Origin of the sequence: Kitasatospora sp. NPDC056531 (assembly GCF_042794375.1) — a bacterium.
In the GTDB taxonomy this organism is placed as follows: domain Bacteria; phylum Actinomycetota; class Actinomycetes; order Streptomycetales; family Streptomycetaceae; genus Kitasatospora.
The window spans coordinates 1-14,141 of the sequence record NZ_JBHTTU010000032.1; the positions used below are offsets into that span (position 1 = coordinate 1).

General features: G+C 66.4%; 19 protein-coding genes. 9 read left to right on the forward strand and 10 right to left on the reverse strand.

Features of this window, described 5'->3' with window-relative positions:
- Window positions 1–318, forward strand: a 318-nt coding sequence (locus tag ACFQ87_RS24750) for a transposase (RefSeq protein WP_380612983.1), incomplete at its 5' end; no start/stop codon positions are given.
- A complete protein-coding gene (locus ACFQ87_RS24755) occupies window positions 311–859 on the forward strand; it encodes a DUF4389 domain-containing protein (protein WP_380612984.1) in 549 nt (182 codons plus the stop codon). The genes ACFQ87_RS24750 and ACFQ87_RS24755, both read left to right, overlap by 8 nt.
- A 218-nt stretch (window positions 860–1,077) precedes the next feature.
- Here ACFQ87_RS24755 and ACFQ87_RS24760 read toward each other — a convergent pair whose 3' ends face one another.
- Complete coding sequence (locus ACFQ87_RS24760; RefSeq protein WP_380612985.1) at window positions 1,078–1,269, reverse strand: hypothetical protein; 192 nt, start codon at window positions 1,267–1,269, stop codon at window positions 1,078–1,080.
- A 523-nt stretch (window positions 1,270–1,792) separates the two neighbouring features.
- Window positions 1,793–2,863, reverse strand: coding sequence for an IS110 family transposase (locus ACFQ87_RS24765; protein WP_380612986.1), 1,071 nt, complete (start codon window positions 2,861–2,863; stop codon window positions 1,793–1,795).
- 388 nt (window positions 2,864–3,251) lie between these two features.
- Here ACFQ87_RS24765 and ACFQ87_RS24770 point away from each other — a divergent pair, with 388 nt between their 5' ends.
- The 6 genes from ACFQ87_RS24770 (at window position 3,252) to ACFQ87_RS24795 (ending at window position 8,696) form a co-directional block, all read left to right on the forward strand.
- Window positions 3,252–4,040, forward strand: coding sequence for a GntR family transcriptional regulator (locus ACFQ87_RS24770; protein ID WP_380612987.1), 789 nt, complete (start codon window positions 3,252–3,254; stop codon window positions 4,038–4,040).
- 924 nt (window positions 4,041–4,964) lie between these two features.
- Window positions 4,965–5,300 carry a hypothetical protein gene (locus ACFQ87_RS24775; RefSeq protein ID WP_380612988.1) on the forward strand — a complete coding sequence of 112 codons (336 nt, stop codon included), beginning with the start codon at window positions 4,965–4,967 and terminating at the stop codon, window positions 5,298–5,300.
- A 317-nt stretch (window positions 5,301–5,617) separates the two neighbouring features.
- Window positions 5,618–5,956: a hypothetical protein gene (locus tag ACFQ87_RS24780; RefSeq protein ID WP_380612989.1), complete on the forward strand. Its 339-nt coding sequence runs from the start codon at window positions 5,618–5,620 to the stop codon at window positions 5,954–5,956.
- Window positions 5,957–6,044: 88 nt separating this feature from the next.
- A complete protein-coding gene (locus tag ACFQ87_RS24785) occupies window positions 6,045–6,788 on the forward strand; it encodes an ATP-binding cassette domain-containing protein (RefSeq protein ID WP_380612990.1) in 744 nt (247 codons plus the stop codon).
- Window positions 6,785–8,053, forward strand: coding sequence for a hypothetical protein (locus ACFQ87_RS24790; protein ID WP_380612991.1), 1,269 nt, complete (start codon window positions 6,785–6,787; stop codon window positions 8,051–8,053). Before ACFQ87_RS24785 ends, ACFQ87_RS24790 begins: the two co-directional genes overlap by 4 nt.
- A gap of 193 nt (window positions 8,054–8,246) precedes the next feature.
- Complete coding sequence (locus ACFQ87_RS24795; RefSeq protein ID WP_380612992.1) at window positions 8,247–8,696, forward strand: hypothetical protein; 450 nt, start codon at window positions 8,247–8,249, stop codon at window positions 8,694–8,696.
- Between the two features lie 815 nt (window positions 8,697–9,511).
- Here the strand turns inward: ACFQ87_RS24795 and ACFQ87_RS24800 are convergent.
- Window positions 9,512–10,042, reverse strand: a complete 531-nt coding sequence (locus ACFQ87_RS24800) for a group II intron maturase-specific domain-containing protein (protein WP_380612993.1) — start codon at window positions 10,040–10,042, stop codon at window positions 9,512–9,514.
- Window positions 10,043–10,201: 159 nt separating this feature from the next.
- Here ACFQ87_RS24800 and ACFQ87_RS24805 point away from each other — a divergent pair, with 159 nt between their 5' ends.
- Window positions 10,202–10,639 (forward strand): ATP-binding protein, encoded by a 438-nt coding sequence (locus ACFQ87_RS24805; RefSeq protein WP_380612994.1) that lies wholly within the window; start codon window positions 10,202–10,204, stop codon window positions 10,637–10,639.
- Here the strand turns inward: ACFQ87_RS24805 and ACFQ87_RS24810 are convergent.
- The 7 genes from ACFQ87_RS24810 to ACFQ87_RS24840 form a co-directional block, all read right to left on the reverse strand.
- On the reverse strand, window positions 10,599–11,027 hold the full coding sequence (locus ACFQ87_RS24810) for an HAAS signaling domain-containing protein (protein ID WP_380612995.1): 429 nt from the start codon (window positions 11,025–11,027) through the stop codon (window positions 10,599–10,601). The genes ACFQ87_RS24805 and ACFQ87_RS24810 overlap by 41 nt on opposite strands.
- On the reverse strand, window positions 11,024–11,377 hold the full coding sequence (locus ACFQ87_RS24815) for a PadR family transcriptional regulator (RefSeq protein ID WP_380612996.1): 354 nt from the start codon (window positions 11,375–11,377) through the stop codon (window positions 11,024–11,026). The genes ACFQ87_RS24810 and ACFQ87_RS24815 overlap by 4 nt, the downstream gene beginning before the upstream one ends.
- A 468-nt stretch (window positions 11,378–11,845) precedes the next feature.
- Window positions 11,846–12,163 carry a hypothetical protein gene (locus ACFQ87_RS24820; protein WP_380612997.1) on the reverse strand — a complete coding sequence of 106 codons (318 nt, stop codon included), beginning with the start codon at window positions 12,161–12,163 and terminating at the stop codon, window positions 11,846–11,848.
- A 137-nt stretch (window positions 12,164–12,300) separates the two neighbouring features.
- A complete protein-coding gene (locus tag ACFQ87_RS24825; RefSeq protein WP_380612998.1) occupies window positions 12,301–12,588 on the reverse strand; it encodes a hypothetical protein in 288 nt (95 codons plus the stop codon).
- Window positions 12,585–12,899: a hypothetical protein gene (locus ACFQ87_RS24830; RefSeq protein WP_380612999.1), complete on the reverse strand. Its 315-nt coding sequence runs from the start codon at window positions 12,897–12,899 to the stop codon at window positions 12,585–12,587. Before ACFQ87_RS24830 ends, ACFQ87_RS24825 begins: the two co-directional genes overlap by 4 nt.
- A complete protein-coding gene (locus ACFQ87_RS24835) occupies window positions 12,896–13,351 on the reverse strand; it encodes a hypothetical protein (protein ID WP_380613000.1) in 456 nt (151 codons plus the stop codon). The genes ACFQ87_RS24830 and ACFQ87_RS24835 overlap by 4 nt, the downstream gene beginning before the upstream one ends.
- Window positions 13,352–13,511: 160 nt before the next feature.
- Window positions 13,512–13,976, reverse strand: coding sequence for an ATP-binding protein (locus tag ACFQ87_RS24840; protein ID WP_380613001.1), 465 nt, complete (start codon window positions 13,974–13,976; stop codon window positions 13,512–13,514).
- Window positions 13,977–14,141: the final 165 nt, after the last annotated feature.

Sequence of the window (14,141 nt, forward strand, 5' to 3'; positions counted from 1 at the left end):
GTCCGGGCCCGCATCCAGCTCGGCGGCCCGGTCGTGCTCGTCTGGGACAATCTCTCGGTGCACCTCGTGCCGCAGATGAAGGACTTCATCGCTGCAAACGAGGACTGGCTGACGGTCTTCCAACTGCCCTCGTACGCGCCGGACCTCAACCCGCAGGAAGGCATCTGGTCGCTGGTCAAGCGGACCATCGGCAACCTTGCCGTGGCCAATCTCGACCACCTGACCAAAACCGTCAAGCGGAGCCTGAAGAAAATCCAGTACCGCCCGGATCTGATCGACGGATGCCTCACCCAAGCCGGACTGATCATGGATGGCTGACCCCGGCCAGCCCCCGACACCACTCATTCAATTTCAGTATCCGCGCAGGCTGTTCCACTTCGCCACCGGCGTGCTGCGCTGGACCTGGCGGGTCGCCTACTACTCCTACGGGGCGCTCGCCACCGACCGCTATCCGCCGTTCAGCCTGGGCGCCGAGTCCGGTTACCCGGCCCGGCTGTACATCCGCTACCCGGGACGCCTGCCGCGCGGGGCGGCGCTGCTGAAGTGGTGGCTGCGCGCGACCCCGCAGTACCTCCTCATCGTGCTCTCACTGGGCAGCTTCCAGGTGCTGTGGTGGATCGGCGGCTTCCTCCCCGTCCTCGCCCTGGCCGCCCTCGTGGCCATGGTGTTCACCAGCCCCGGGGTGGTCCTGCTGTGCACCGGCCGCTATCCGAAGCGCCAGTTCGACACGCTCGTCGGGTTCGACCGCTGGCTGATCAGGGTCCTCGCCTACGCCTTCCTGCTGACGGACGAGTATCCGCCGCTCAGGATGGACCGGGGCGGCACAGAGCCGGATCCACCCGCGCCCGCCGGGGCCTGACATCGCCGCACCGTCACCCGGCAGGGGTGGCCGCGGCCGTGCACAGCGACGGGACCGGCGAGGCGGCGGGCGGGACGGCGACCGCGACGTCATAGGTCAAGGATGAACAACGCGATGGGACGACGACCGCCGCGCGCGGCACGGCGGGACGGCGGGACGGCGGGACGACGAAGCCGCCGACCACCCAGCGGTGGCCGGCGCCTCATCGGGCAGCGACGTCAGGCCGGCAGGTGGCGGCGGCCGGGCAGGTCGCGGAAGAGGAGGTGCTCGGCGGTCGCCAGGGCCTTGAGGACGGCCGCGAGCTGTTCCCCGGTGTGCTCGCCGGCCCGCGCGCTCTGCCACCGAGAGGGCGAGGTCGACGTGCTCGGCGACCTCGGGCCGGCCCCCGCATTCGAGGAGGGCGTTCTCATTGGCCTTGGAACGGAATTGCAGCTCTTGAAACACTCCAGGTCAGATGCCACACGTGAGGCACCCACCGACATGCCGTCCCTCAAATAGCCAGGTCAGCGCCCTCTTGCAGTACGCCAGCCTGCTCTCTCATTTCGTGAAACAGAGCACCCATGAGGGTCGGGCCTGTCAATGGCAGGCTGAGATGCCCGGGGCTTGATTCCGGGGTCTCTTTCTTCGGGGGTGTCCTCGCGGTTGTCCGGTGTGGCCTGGCGCGTGGGAGGAGTCCAGTTGGAGCGCCCGGAGCCTGTGAGGGATCGAGCGGGCGAGGACGAACGAGCTGGACGCCGACGAGCGGCGGCCGATTATGGTTCGGCGAGGATGCTCCGGAGTGCTTGTGGGGATGGCGTGTTGGTGTTCCCTGGGCGTTCGGTCGGGCGTGTGGTGTCACATGCACCCATCCGGCGTCCGGCCGTGGCTGGCGCCATGACCGTGGTGCGGGGAACCGGGCTGCTCAGTCAGGTCATCGAGCGCGGCGGTGCCGTCTCATGCAATGTTGCGAGCTCGCCCGGAGTGTGTGACTGCTCTTGTCGGCCGGCGGGTGGAAGGGCCGCGAGGGGCGGCCGGCCGCTGGTCGCGGAGTTCGCGCAGGACGTGGTAGGCGCGGGCGAGGAGCTTGCGGGCCACCGCGGTGGTCGCGATCTTCTTGCCCCGGCGGCGGGCCATCTCCTGGTAGCCGGGGGCGAAGGCCGGATGGCGTTTGGCGGTCTGGGCGGCCTCGCACATGATCCAGCGCAGCCATGGCGAGCCCTGCTTGGAGATGTGCCCATGGCGGACGGTTCGGTCGGAGTTGTGAACGGTGGGGGTGAGTCCGGCCCAGGAGGCGAGCTTGCGCGCGGAGGGGAAGCGGTCGATGTCGCCTGTCTCGGCCACGATCGCCAGCGTGGTGAGGGTGCCGACGCCGGGCAGTTCCATCAGTGCGGCGGCGCGGGGGTCGCCGCGAGCGAGTGCGGCAAGCTCCTTGTCGAGGACGTTGATGGGAGGCTGCAGGGCGTCCATGACCGCGAGGAGGTCGTCGACGACGTGGCGGGAGGCGTCCGGCAGGGACAGTTCGGCCAGCCAGGCGCGGCCCGGTCCGGTGAAGCACCCGCCAGCCGGACGGGTGTGGCCGAGATCGGCGAGGACGGCGTGGATCCGGTTCCTGAGCAGGGCGCGCAGGCGTACCAGCTGGAAGCGATGGCGGAGCAGGGCGCGCTGCTGGCGCACGTCCAGCGGGGCGATCCACGCCTCGGGCAGGAGATCGGCTCGTAGGAGTTGTCCGAGGGTGGCGGCGTCGACCTTGTCGTTCTTCAGCCTGGCGGAGGCGATTGCCTTGCACTGCAGCGGGTGGACGAGGTGGGGCTCGTAGCCGTAGTCCTCCAGGAGTTCGACCAGCCAGCCCCAGCCGTAGGCGGCCTCGAACGCGACCGGGGTGCCGATCGGCAGGTCCCCGATCACCCCGAGCACCGTCTCGACGCCGTTGGGGACGTTGCGGTTGACCTCGACCTCGCCGTCCTGGCCGATCAGCGCGATCTGGGACCGCTTGCGATGCACGTCGATTCCGACGTAGACAGACATTGCCGGGCCTCCTTCCCGAGATCGTGTGTACCCGGACGATAGGCATCGCCGGGCTGAGTACGGAAGGGGGCCCGGCCCTCATAGGGTCAGGTCATCGTGCCCAGCCGGGTTCCGTCAACGGGAATGGACTGCATGAGCGCACACTCCTTTGGCATCAAAGGCCGCATGACGTCAGTCGTCAAACGTCCTTACCTTTGATGGCGAGATGATGCCCTTCCTTGACGCCCCGACGCAAGCGATTCATGCTTACGTTTAACGGCTAGCAACTGACGACAAACCTAGACACGTGGCCCGACCAGGGCAAACGACCACACACGAATCCTCGAAAACGACACGGCACACGCGAAGCGGGCCTCTCCCCCGGCGCCCGCACCAAGGGGTCAACACCATGGCGATCATCCGGAACGAGGCACTGCACAAGCAGGTGGCGGCAGCGATGCGACAGGCGATCGCCACCGGCGAGTGGCCCCCCGGCACGCAGCTGCCCACGGAGACCGATCTCGCCCAGGCATACGGCGTCTCACGACCGACCGTCAGGCTGGCCGTCGCCGCTCTGCGCAGTGAAGGTCAGTTGGACGTGAAGCAGGGTCGCGGCACCTTCGTGCGCACTACCGTCCACGGCCCCACCAACGCCATGGAGCGCACCGTCACCCTCCGGGGCAGCCAGTACGAGACGCCCACCGATACGTGGTTCGGTCACGGCGAGGAGCCGACCGTCTACCGCACCCGCACGGACGCCATCACCGCGCCACTGCTGGACCTGGACGAAGGCGAGGCGATGTTCGCCTGTGACCGCCTGATCACCGACACGTCCGGCGACGGTCGCGCCCTGCACCGCCTGTTGCTCCCCATGGAGCGCATCGTGGACACCCCTCTGGCGAAGGAGCCGGGTGTGACGCCGGCCGAGGTCTACACGACACTGGCAGCTGCCGGGCACGATGTGGCCTGGCGCGAGCGAGTCAACGCCCGCGTCCCCCAGCCCGACGAACGGGAGGCCCTTCGCCTGTCCGAGGCCGCCGCCCTGTTGGTCGTCCACCGCGTCACATACGACCGGCCCTCAGGCCTGCCCCTGATCCTCGAAGAGACCAGGCTCGGCGCCGAGACCACCGCCGTGACCTACAACATCGAGGCCACCAAGCCCCGGCGCGCCAACCGAGCGGCCAAGTCGGCCCGCTGACTGGCCTGTTCAGCAATGAAGTCTCGCCATCCTCGAACATACTGGTCAGCCCAGCTGGCGTGACGGTCCTTGACCGTGCTCGTGCTTGTGGTGGGCGGGACTGCGGCCTCGATCGCCTGACGGGGCGGTCTCCCCAATTCCCCCGCTTGTGCCGCTTAGCATCCGGTTCATGGGGGAGTCCGACATTGCAGAGCGGATCGTCGCGCGGCGCGCGGAACTGGACGAACTTGGGGAGCAGCCGGCCAAGCAGCTCGGGAGGTGCGGGCCGAGCGTGACGAGCTCGCCGCCGCCGAGCCGTTCTGGCAGCGGCGGATGGCCGCACAGCTCGTAGCCGAAGCGGCGGCGGCCGAGTCGGTGACCGAGCAGGGCGCGGGTTAACTTCGTGGTCTTGAAACTACTCGGGCAAGCACCACCGCCACGGCCTGCACTTCCTCACCCTGACCGACGAGGACGACAACCTGATCCTGGATCTCCGCCGCCCGGCTTGAACGCACCCACGACGCACCGTCGCCCGCCACGACGACATCGCGAGCACCTGAAGACAGCTGCCCTGGCACGCTCGCCGATTCAGACCGGGCGCATCGCCAGAAGGACGTCGCTCCGGGATCTCCTCGACTCGATGGCATGGGCGAAGTGGGACCTGCTCCCGGGGCCGGCCATGCTGCTGCGACGCCAGGGCGAAACGACCAGACCTACAGGACAGCAGTGCCCCGAAAGCCCTTTGCGCAACTGACTCTATGCCAGATCACGTCTACTCAACTTGCTTTAAAATTAGGGTGGTTCACAAAACTCGGACAAATGCCGCAGAAATTTGGACTTCCACACAGGCCCTCGATCCACTAGGTTCAACGACGCGAAGGATGGCTCCGCACTGCACCACGGAGGCCTCTCTCGCTACCTCAACCAAACATCAGGGGGGATCTAGTGACGAAGTCACGCGCGCGCGCACGCATAGCCAAGGTGTCCGCGGTCGGAGTCCTTGCGGCTGCGGCAACTGTCGGCCTTGCGCCGCTGGCCTTCGCGGGCGCGAGTTCGACCACCAATGGCTGCTACTCGACCTGGGGCAACACCGGCTCGGACGCGCACTGTAACAACCCGAACGCGACCCAAGACGGGAACTACGGGAACTACGAGAGCTGCAGCGCCGAGTCGGACAATCAGACCTGGGTTTGGTTCGGAGCCGGATCGGTATCGAACGACTGGGGCCAGGAGGACTGCACCTGGTCCGCCAACTGGTCCGCCGTTCGTTTCACCAGCTGATCAGCAGGGATACTTAAGCCTGCACGCCGGGGACGACTTTCGCGGGTGCGCGACCTGCCCCGCATGAAAGGTAAACCGGAGTAGCTGTTCCGATCTGCTCCGGACAGAAGGGCACGTTGCAGGCAGACCGTAGCCCGCATCTCAACAACCCGCGATCACGTAAAGATTACGGCGGATATGGGTAAGCCGGTATTTCACCGAGAGGCCCATCTTCTACGTCAACCACGTGATCGACTGGATTCCGGCTTCCAGGGAGCGCCCACTCTGTGCAGTTGGGCCCCCTTCGACGCCTCAACCATAAGATCAGGGAGCATCTAGTGACGAAGTCGCGAGTGCGCGCAAGCATAACCAAGGTATCCGCTATCGGCATCCTTGCGGCAGCCGCAACAATAAGCCTTTCACCGGTGGCCTTCGCGGGTCAGAGTTCGACCACCAACGGCTGCTACTCGACCTGGGGCAACACCGGCTCGAACGCCCACTGCGTCGACCCGCACGTGACCGTAACCGGGAACTACGAGAACTACGAGAACTGCTCCGCCGAATCAGACAATTACTCCGGCTGGAATAGTTTCGACAGCGGCGCGTATGTCAACGGCTGGGGCCAGGTGGACTGCACTTGGTCGGCGAATTACTCTCAGGTCTGGTTCAGTTCCTGACCTTTAGGTTCGCCTAAGCTGTGTGCCGTGGATAGCTTTTCACGGCACACAGCTTGTTCTGCATGAAAGGCATATTGTGAGTGCGGTAGTGCACGTCTCTGGGCTCACTCAGGGATACGGCAAGAAGACGATCATCTCGGACCTGGATCTCGACATCGATACGGGTGTCTTGGGGCTCGTCGGCCCCAATGGTGCCGGAAAGACGACTCTGCTGCGGACCCTTGCGACCATCACCCCGCCGCGTGTTGGGACTATCGATATCCTCGGCCGGCGGGTGGAATCGGCGAAATCCGCGCGTTTGGCTCGTCGTCAGATCGGCTTCCTGCCCCAGGACTTCGGTTACCCTCCGTCTTTCACGGTGTACGATTTCGTCCGCTACTGCGCCTGGTTGCGCGAGGTCCCCTCGGGACCGGCTCACAATGAAACACTTCGGATCATTGACCGGGTCGGTCTCGGAGACCGGATGAAGTCTCAGATGAAGTCACTTTCGGGTGGCATGCTGCGCCGCGCCGGGATCGCCGCTGCGCTCGTCGGCTCGCCTCCGCTGGTGTTGCTCGACGAGCCGACCGTAGGCCTCGACCCGGCACAGCGCCTTGAGTTCCGGGAACTGCTCCGATCACTGGACAACACAGCGGTCGTGCTCAGCACCCACCTCGTGGAGGATGTCGCAGCGATCTGTAATGAGGTGGCGGTGATGACAGCGGGCGACTTTACGTTTCGTGGAAGCCCCGATCAGTTGAGCGCGCTGGCAGCACCTGATGCTGTCGGGGATTCGCCCCTTGAACGCGGCTACATGACGGCGCTGAGTCGGCGAGCGGCAGGCATGCGATGAAGCTGTACTGGATGGAACTGCGGCGTTCCCCGCTGCGATGGTGGTTTCCGCTGTTCGTCGCGCTCGATCTCGCCGCACTCTTCGGCCGATCCCGATGGTGGATCGGCGATTGGCCGCAGACCAGCGTGCAAACGCAGATTCCGGCGTTCTACTTCGCGCCGCTACTCGCCGCGGGAGCGGCATGGGCCGCGGGGCGCACCAGCCGCAACAATCTCGACGCTCAGCTTGGCGTCGCAGCACGCCCCGCATGGCGCATCGAGCTGACCCAGCTCTTCGCCACACTCACCTACGGCGTGGCTGCCTACGGCGTAGGCGTCGTCGCTGCAGCAGTCGTCAGCGCCCCGACAGCAGGCCCTGGTTTCCTGTGGCCCAGCTATGTTCTGCTCGGTGTGGCACTGGTGGTGGCATTCGCCAGTGCGGGACATCTCGTCGGCCACTGGTCGAGGTCGCAGTTCGTCGGACCGGTGATCTGCGGTCTCGGATCTTTCGTGGTCATCGGCTGGGCCGGTGCTCCAAAGGCGCTCGGTCTCTTCGTGCTATCCGGAGACCCGTTCAAGCAGGTCGCACTGCCAGCATTGATCGCCCGCTGCCTTCTCGCCGTGCTGCTGGTGGCCGCCGCGGGGTTCGTCAGGCGGTCCCTACTCCCGGCCCATCGCGCGTGGAACGGCACCGCAAGCCGCGTCGGCGCCGTCACGATATGCGTCTCGTTGTGCGTCGCTGTCGTCGGACTGCTTGCGACGGCGCCGGTACAGGTGGAACGCTCCGCACCACGCCAACCGTTGTGCACGACCGGCAGCCCTGCGGTGTGCCTGTGGCCGGATGATCGCAAGTACCTACCGCAGGCTCAGGGGATGACGGAGCGCCTCCGACAGCTGCCGAGCGGAATGTTCTCTGTTCCACCGGTGTTCTATGAGCGCGGCGTGCGCGGACCGCAGCACGCATTCGAGGATTTCTACATCCTTGAGGGCTCCATGTGGGACGCATCCGAGACAGTGGCGGGCTCGATCTTGCATGCCTCCCGGCCCCAAGGTTGTCCGCTCCCTCTCGGTGACAAAATTACCCCGCAATTCGTGTTGGCCACTGGAGAGCTGAATATGTGGCTGGCGATGCGGATCTACGGTGGCGGTCGGCCGGCTGACATGCACGGTGGGCCGCCCGGCGTAGATATGGACGCAATCGCTCGGGTGATTACGCAGCCCGAGGGCGAACAACTCGCCTGGGTGACGCAACGAACTGAGACGATCCACCATGCCTACTGCGGATGATGCCCCATCACCTATGCGATATGACACCGTCCTGCGCTACGCACGGGCACATCACGTACTCGGCCTGACTGTGGGACTTCTGATCCTCACTGGTTGCGACGCAGTGTTTGGATCGGTATCCCTGGCGTTCCCGGGTCAGCAAGGCGGACGTGCGAGTGGGATCCCGCTGTACCGGGAGCTGCCGATTGGGTTCGTGGCACTCGCTGCAGGCAGCCTGCACAGCCGGGCGCAGCAGATGGAAGACGCCGCCAGCAGTGCACTGCGGAAGTATGAGACACGGCACCTCCTTGCTGTCTCGGTCGTCACTGTGCTGCTTGTCGGCGGTACGCAACTGGCCGTGAAGGGTACGGATCTGGCGATCGTGGCCAGCCGTGCTGTGTTGGTCTGGCTTGGTCTCGCCCTGCTGTCTGGCCGGATTTTCGGGCGATGGCTGTCCTGGATTCTGCCGGTCGCCACGATCTTCCCGCTGACCTACCTCGGCCAGGATCACACGGGCCAGGATTACTGGTGGGACTGGACTGGGCAACAACCATCGAGCATTGCCTGCTGGGTGATTGCTGCCCTGAGCATGGCTGCTGGCCTCGCGGCGTTCTACCTGACTTCTTGGCATGTCCACGGATGGCGATCGCGCGCACGGAGATAGCACAGCCGTGAGACAGGCAGCATGAGCTCTGCTCCGGATCGGCTGCACCGGTCGGAGCTTCCCCGAGTGCGAGGGAAGCTTCGACCCGTGCAGAGGGTGGTCGCGGCGTCTGCACACTGAGCCTTAGCTGTCTTCGAACGTGCGCGTCGGGGGCGCTGGCGTGATGCTCGGTCGGAGTGCTCGTGCTGGTTGTGGGTGGGTGTCGGCGGTCTTGATCGTCTGACGGGTAGGTCGGAGTGGATGTGCGGGTTCCTCCGCGCCGCTACCCCCGGCGCCGCCTATGATCCGCTTCATGGTGGAGTCCGAGATCGCGAAACGGGTCGCCGCGCGGCGTGCGGAGTTGGTCGGACTCGAAGAACAGCTGGCCGGGTAGCTGGATCAGGTGCGGGCCGAGCGTGACGAGCTTGCCGTCGCCGAGCGGGTCTGGCGCCGGATAGCCGAGCAGCTCGCCACCGAACAGGTGATGGTCGAATCGCCAACCCCGCCGACCCGCACGTTCGAAGATGGCGGATCTTCAGTCATCCCCACATCCGAGTCAGGGCACGGGGCTGTCGCAACTTGCCTTTACTTACTCAAGCGGCGGCGCATCCGCGCCGCCGGCGGCCCCAGCCGCCCCGGCCGGGCATGCGGCCTTTCGGCCGTTCCGGGCCGGGCGGCTGGCCCGCCCACGAAGACGCGGCCACCATGAGCGAAGGCGTTCGCGCCTGTTCGCTGCCGCGCGGCGTCTGGGGTGTGTCGGTCGGGTCGCCCGGGGGAATCGCACCCCCGGGCTCCCACAGATCGGAGCGTGACAGTCTCCCGTCACTCCGCTCTTGTCATCCTGATCGCCAGGCTCGGGGCGTCCATGCCCAGTGGGCGAAGAGCCTTGGGTACTGGTGCGTCGCCCGCAGCCAGCATGCGTGGGCCTTCTTGAACGTCCGCAGCCGCTTGTACTTTTGGCGGATCCACCGCATTAGGTAGGCGTTGATGCGGCGGAGAAGGGGATGCAGTGCGGAGCGGTAGAACGCGCCGTAGTACTGCATCCAGCCGCGCACCATCGGGTTGATCCGACGGGCGAGGTCGAAGAAGGTGAGGCGGATCTGCTGGTGGAGCCGCCATGAGCGGACCTCCGCGCTGATCTTCTTCAGGGCGTCCTTGCTGATCGCCGGCAAGAAGGCGGTGAAGTTCTTCCCCTTCCTGCTGCTGCTGTGCACCCGGGTCGAGACAGCTCCACACGACGGACAACCCGCCTCGTCGCCGGTCGTGGCGGCGTGGACGGTGACGCGGTCGGCGCGGATGGTCAGGGTGTTGACCGCGATGTCAGCGGCCTGGTGGAGCCAGAGGTCTTGGAGGAGATCGTCAGCCACGGCCGTTCATGATCGCGGTTCCGGTGACGCTCTGTGGCTCTGGCACGGAAAGTGATCCAGAACCTGAAAACTTGACCGCTGATCGGCGGATCAAAGGGGACCCACTTCCAGCAGCTCGCCCATCTGGGCACACTGGATTTCATAGCGGCCAAGGAGAACGTGGTCTTCGTCGGCCCGCCGGGCACCGGCAAGACCCACATCGCCACCGGCCTCGCGATCCGGGCCTGCCAGGCCGGGCACCGGGTCGCGTTCGCCACCGCCGCCCAGTGGGTCGACCGCCTCGCCGCCGCCCACCAGGCCGGCCGACTCCAGGACGAACTGATCAGACTCGGCCGCTACCCGCTGATCGTGATCGACGAGGTCGGCTACATCCCCTTCGAATCGGAGGCCGCGAACCTGTTCGTCCAACTCGTCTCGAACAGATACGAAAGAGCCAGCGTGATCGTCACCTCGAACAAGCCCTTTGGAAAACGCACATGTTCCGGCGAACTTGTGCCAGGCAGCGCCGAAACATCACGGGTTCCGGGAGGACTGGGTCGGACTCATAGCGGCGCCCTCATTGAGGAGTCGCCACGCTGGTGGTCGAGGACCAGGTAGGTGACGGCCACGGACGCGTGCCCGGCGAATCACCCTGCGATGAGTTGAAGGCCAGGAGGGCGAGCGCGGCGAGGAGGAGCAGTCCCAGCCCGGCGATCTTCCATCTGTCTATACGCGGACGGGGACGGTCGGGCACGGGTGAGGCGGGTTGCGGAGCGGCACTGCCCAGCGGGGCCTCCGCGGCGATGATGTCGGCTGGTGATCCAAGCTTCTCGAGAACGTTGCGGACCACGCTCTCGTACTGAGCGTTGGCGTCGCTCAAGGCGTCACCGATGTGCTGGCGGATCTCCTCCAGTAGCTCCGTTCGGCGATCCGCTGGAAGTGCTGTGGCAGCTGCCTCGAGGCGAGCCAGGTAGTCGTCGACGATACCGTTCTGCGGGGTAATCATCCGTTGTTCTCCTCGTGCGTCAGAAGGCGGTCGACAGCATCCCGAAACAGCGTCCATTCGGCGGTGAACTCCTTCAGCGCGCGATGTCCGGCCGGGGTCAAGGTGTAATACCGTCGCGGCGGTCCTGAGGTTGATTCCCGCCATGAGGGAGTGACCAGTTCCTCACGTCGCAGCCGGGAGAGCAGCGGGTAGATCGTTCCTTCACTGGTCACCATCGCCTGCGCGGCACCCAGGTCACGCACCAGCTCGAACCCGTACCTCTCACCGTCCCGCAGCAAAGCGAGGACACAGAATTCGAGGACACCCCGCCGCAGTTGGCTGACTCCCGATCGGCCTCCGTCAGTTACCATGCGCTGCAAGGTACCATGCCTAACCACTCACCAGGAAGGCCAGGTGAACTCGCTCCTCGCACCGCCCGGAAGTCTCCCCGCATCTACGGTGTGAGCTACTGCTGCGGCTGTGTGATGGTGAGGGTGAGTCGGCTCGATGTCATGCCGGACGGCTTCGAGCCGCTGCCAGCGGTGCGTTCCGCAACGGGGGATGGCAGTTCGAGAGCTGCTGAACTCGGTGAGAACGTCCGGGAGCGGACCGGAGGCATGGCCGGCCGAGGGAGGCTTTACGCACCTTGCCGGGCCGGGGCCCGCGTCGGGCAAGGACGGGGGCCACTCGGCCACATTGCGGTCAGGCCCAAAAGCCCTGACCGAGTCGCAGCAGCTTACGGCCCCCCCGACCATGCCCGACCCCAACCCCACAAGGACACCGCCCAAAGCCTCCCCCAACCGGCCACGCGCGCACCTCCCCCGCCGACCGGGATCCGGTCAGGCCAGCTCGCGGCGCACGTACGCGGCCAGACAGAGCAGTTCCTTCAGGCTCAGCCAGCCCTCCGCGACACCCTCCAGCCGAACCACCGGGCCGCCGAGGGCATGGGTATCGGCGACCGCCCGCAGCTGCGTGCGCTTCACACCGCACGCCGCAAGCAGCGCGTTCAGCTCGTCCGCTTCCCGGCGCGCCACCCGCCACCCGGCCGCGTAGTCCACGCCCGGCAGCCACACCCACGAGTCCGGGTCGAGGCTCGCCGCCAACTCCGCACCGAAGTCGTCGTCCCCGTCCAACTGCGCTTCAACTCCCCTGCTCAAGAACCGAACCGGCCATCCGTGCACAGACATGCCGAGGAGCCCGATACCATCGGCACCGGGTTCCAACCCACCGGACCACCCCTTCCCCGCCAAGGTCATGGGGTGGTCCGGCACGTCTTCAGTTGTCCCTGATCAGGTCAGGTGCGCTCCTGCGTCGACTCCTCACAGCCGAAGATCCGCCGGAACAGCTCCGCCTCGCTCAGGCCGATCAGCGGGTCATCAACTCCGGTCTCCTCGCGCCAGATGCGCCGCATCAGCTGCGATCGCTGGTCGTCGGCGAAACCGGGTTCGTCGCACCACGCCATCACGTCGCGGTGTGCGGCTCGGCGCCCCAGCGAGACAGCCCGCACCGGCCAGGAGAACTGGCCGTCCAGCAGCCACCAGGTCCAGGCCCGGTCCCACCAGATCCCCAGGTGTCGGATCACTGGGGTGCCCCGGGGCCAGCGGGGTACAGGCGGACCACGGTCGGGGTCAGGTCTAGGAAAGCCAGGGCCCGCACCTCCCCGTGCGTCGCGAGTCGGTGGCCGATCGACTGCACCTCCGACGGCCCGAACAGTTCGGCGAAGTACCCCTGCTGGTCCGGGCCGAGCGGAAGAGCATCGAGCGTTTTCAGGAGCGCGGCCATCGCATCCGGGAGCTTGCTGAACCGCGCGGGCACCGCCACATCTCGGACTTCCACGATCACCGGAAACGGGTACGGCACGTTCAACGAGGCCGTGCGCATGATGCCGGTCATGACTTCTCCTTCCTCCACGCCCGGCGCCAGAGCACCGACCCACTCTGCTTTCGTTCCACGACTTCCAGTTCCACCCGCACCCGCACCGAGGGCCGACCGAACCGGGCTACCTCGCCGACGAACGCCGCCGAGCCCGCGAACGGCGTGTCCGCATCCAACGTCCACTTCAGGTAGGCGCGGATCGGCGCGATCACCTGCGCCAGCGTCTCCGGCCGATCGACGGGGATCGCGCACTCCACTGCCTCCAGCAGCGATTCCGGCGACTCCACATGCCTCAGAGCGCTCTCAGCTGTGGACAGCAACTCGCTGTGGTCCATCTCCGCCAAGGGCCTCCCGGCACGAACCCGCTGCACGGCCCAGTACGCCTCATCGACCCGCCACCGCCCCAGGCTGATGGCAATGTGCGGAAACCGATCGGCCGGACGCGGACGAGCGCCGAAGCTCGCAGCCACGGGAACAGTCCTCACGCCGACACCTCCCCCGCACGGCGCGGGTGCCGGCTGTGGACACCGACCGTCCGACCGTTGACGACGATGTATCGGGTCGCCGCCTTCAGTAGCCCCGCCCCGCAGTAGAAGCATCGAGTCGCCGCCGACCCAGACACCCGCTTGTTCACGCCGCACCACCTCCCGGGCCCACCAGCGCCCAAACGATCTTCCCGATGCCCTCCGGGCGAGGCATGAAGCCCCACTCCACGGACAAGGCCTCCACCAGGCACAACCCCCGCCCCGACTCGGCATCCACACCCATGGACCGCCGGATCGCGGGCTTCTCGCTACTCGCGTCGCGCACCTCCAAGCGGAGGTGATCGAGCACCATCTCGAAGCGGACACCGATTCGCCGCCCCTGCGGCACCCGGGCGTGCGCCACGGCGTTGGTCACCAGCTCGTCGAGCACGACCTGAGCCTCATCCACGAGGGCATCCCCGCCGGGCACGCCTGCAAAGAAGTCACGAAGGTGAAGCCGGGCCACTCCGGCGGACTTTCGGTGGCGGGTGAGCGTCGCCTCGAACGCGACTATCGCGCCGTCCGATTCAGGCGACTCAGCAACGCCCCGGGGTTCTTCCAAGCTGATCAAGTGCACCACCCTCCCGGTGCCCAAAGGGAGGGCCGAACTGGACGTTCCGGCCCTTGACACCAGGTTGCCGAGAGGGAATGTGGACTTCGCACCCAAGCTGATTACCCACTGTGGGTAAACTCACAGGTAATCAACTTCCTTGCAGTGGCTGCCGATCAACAGCGG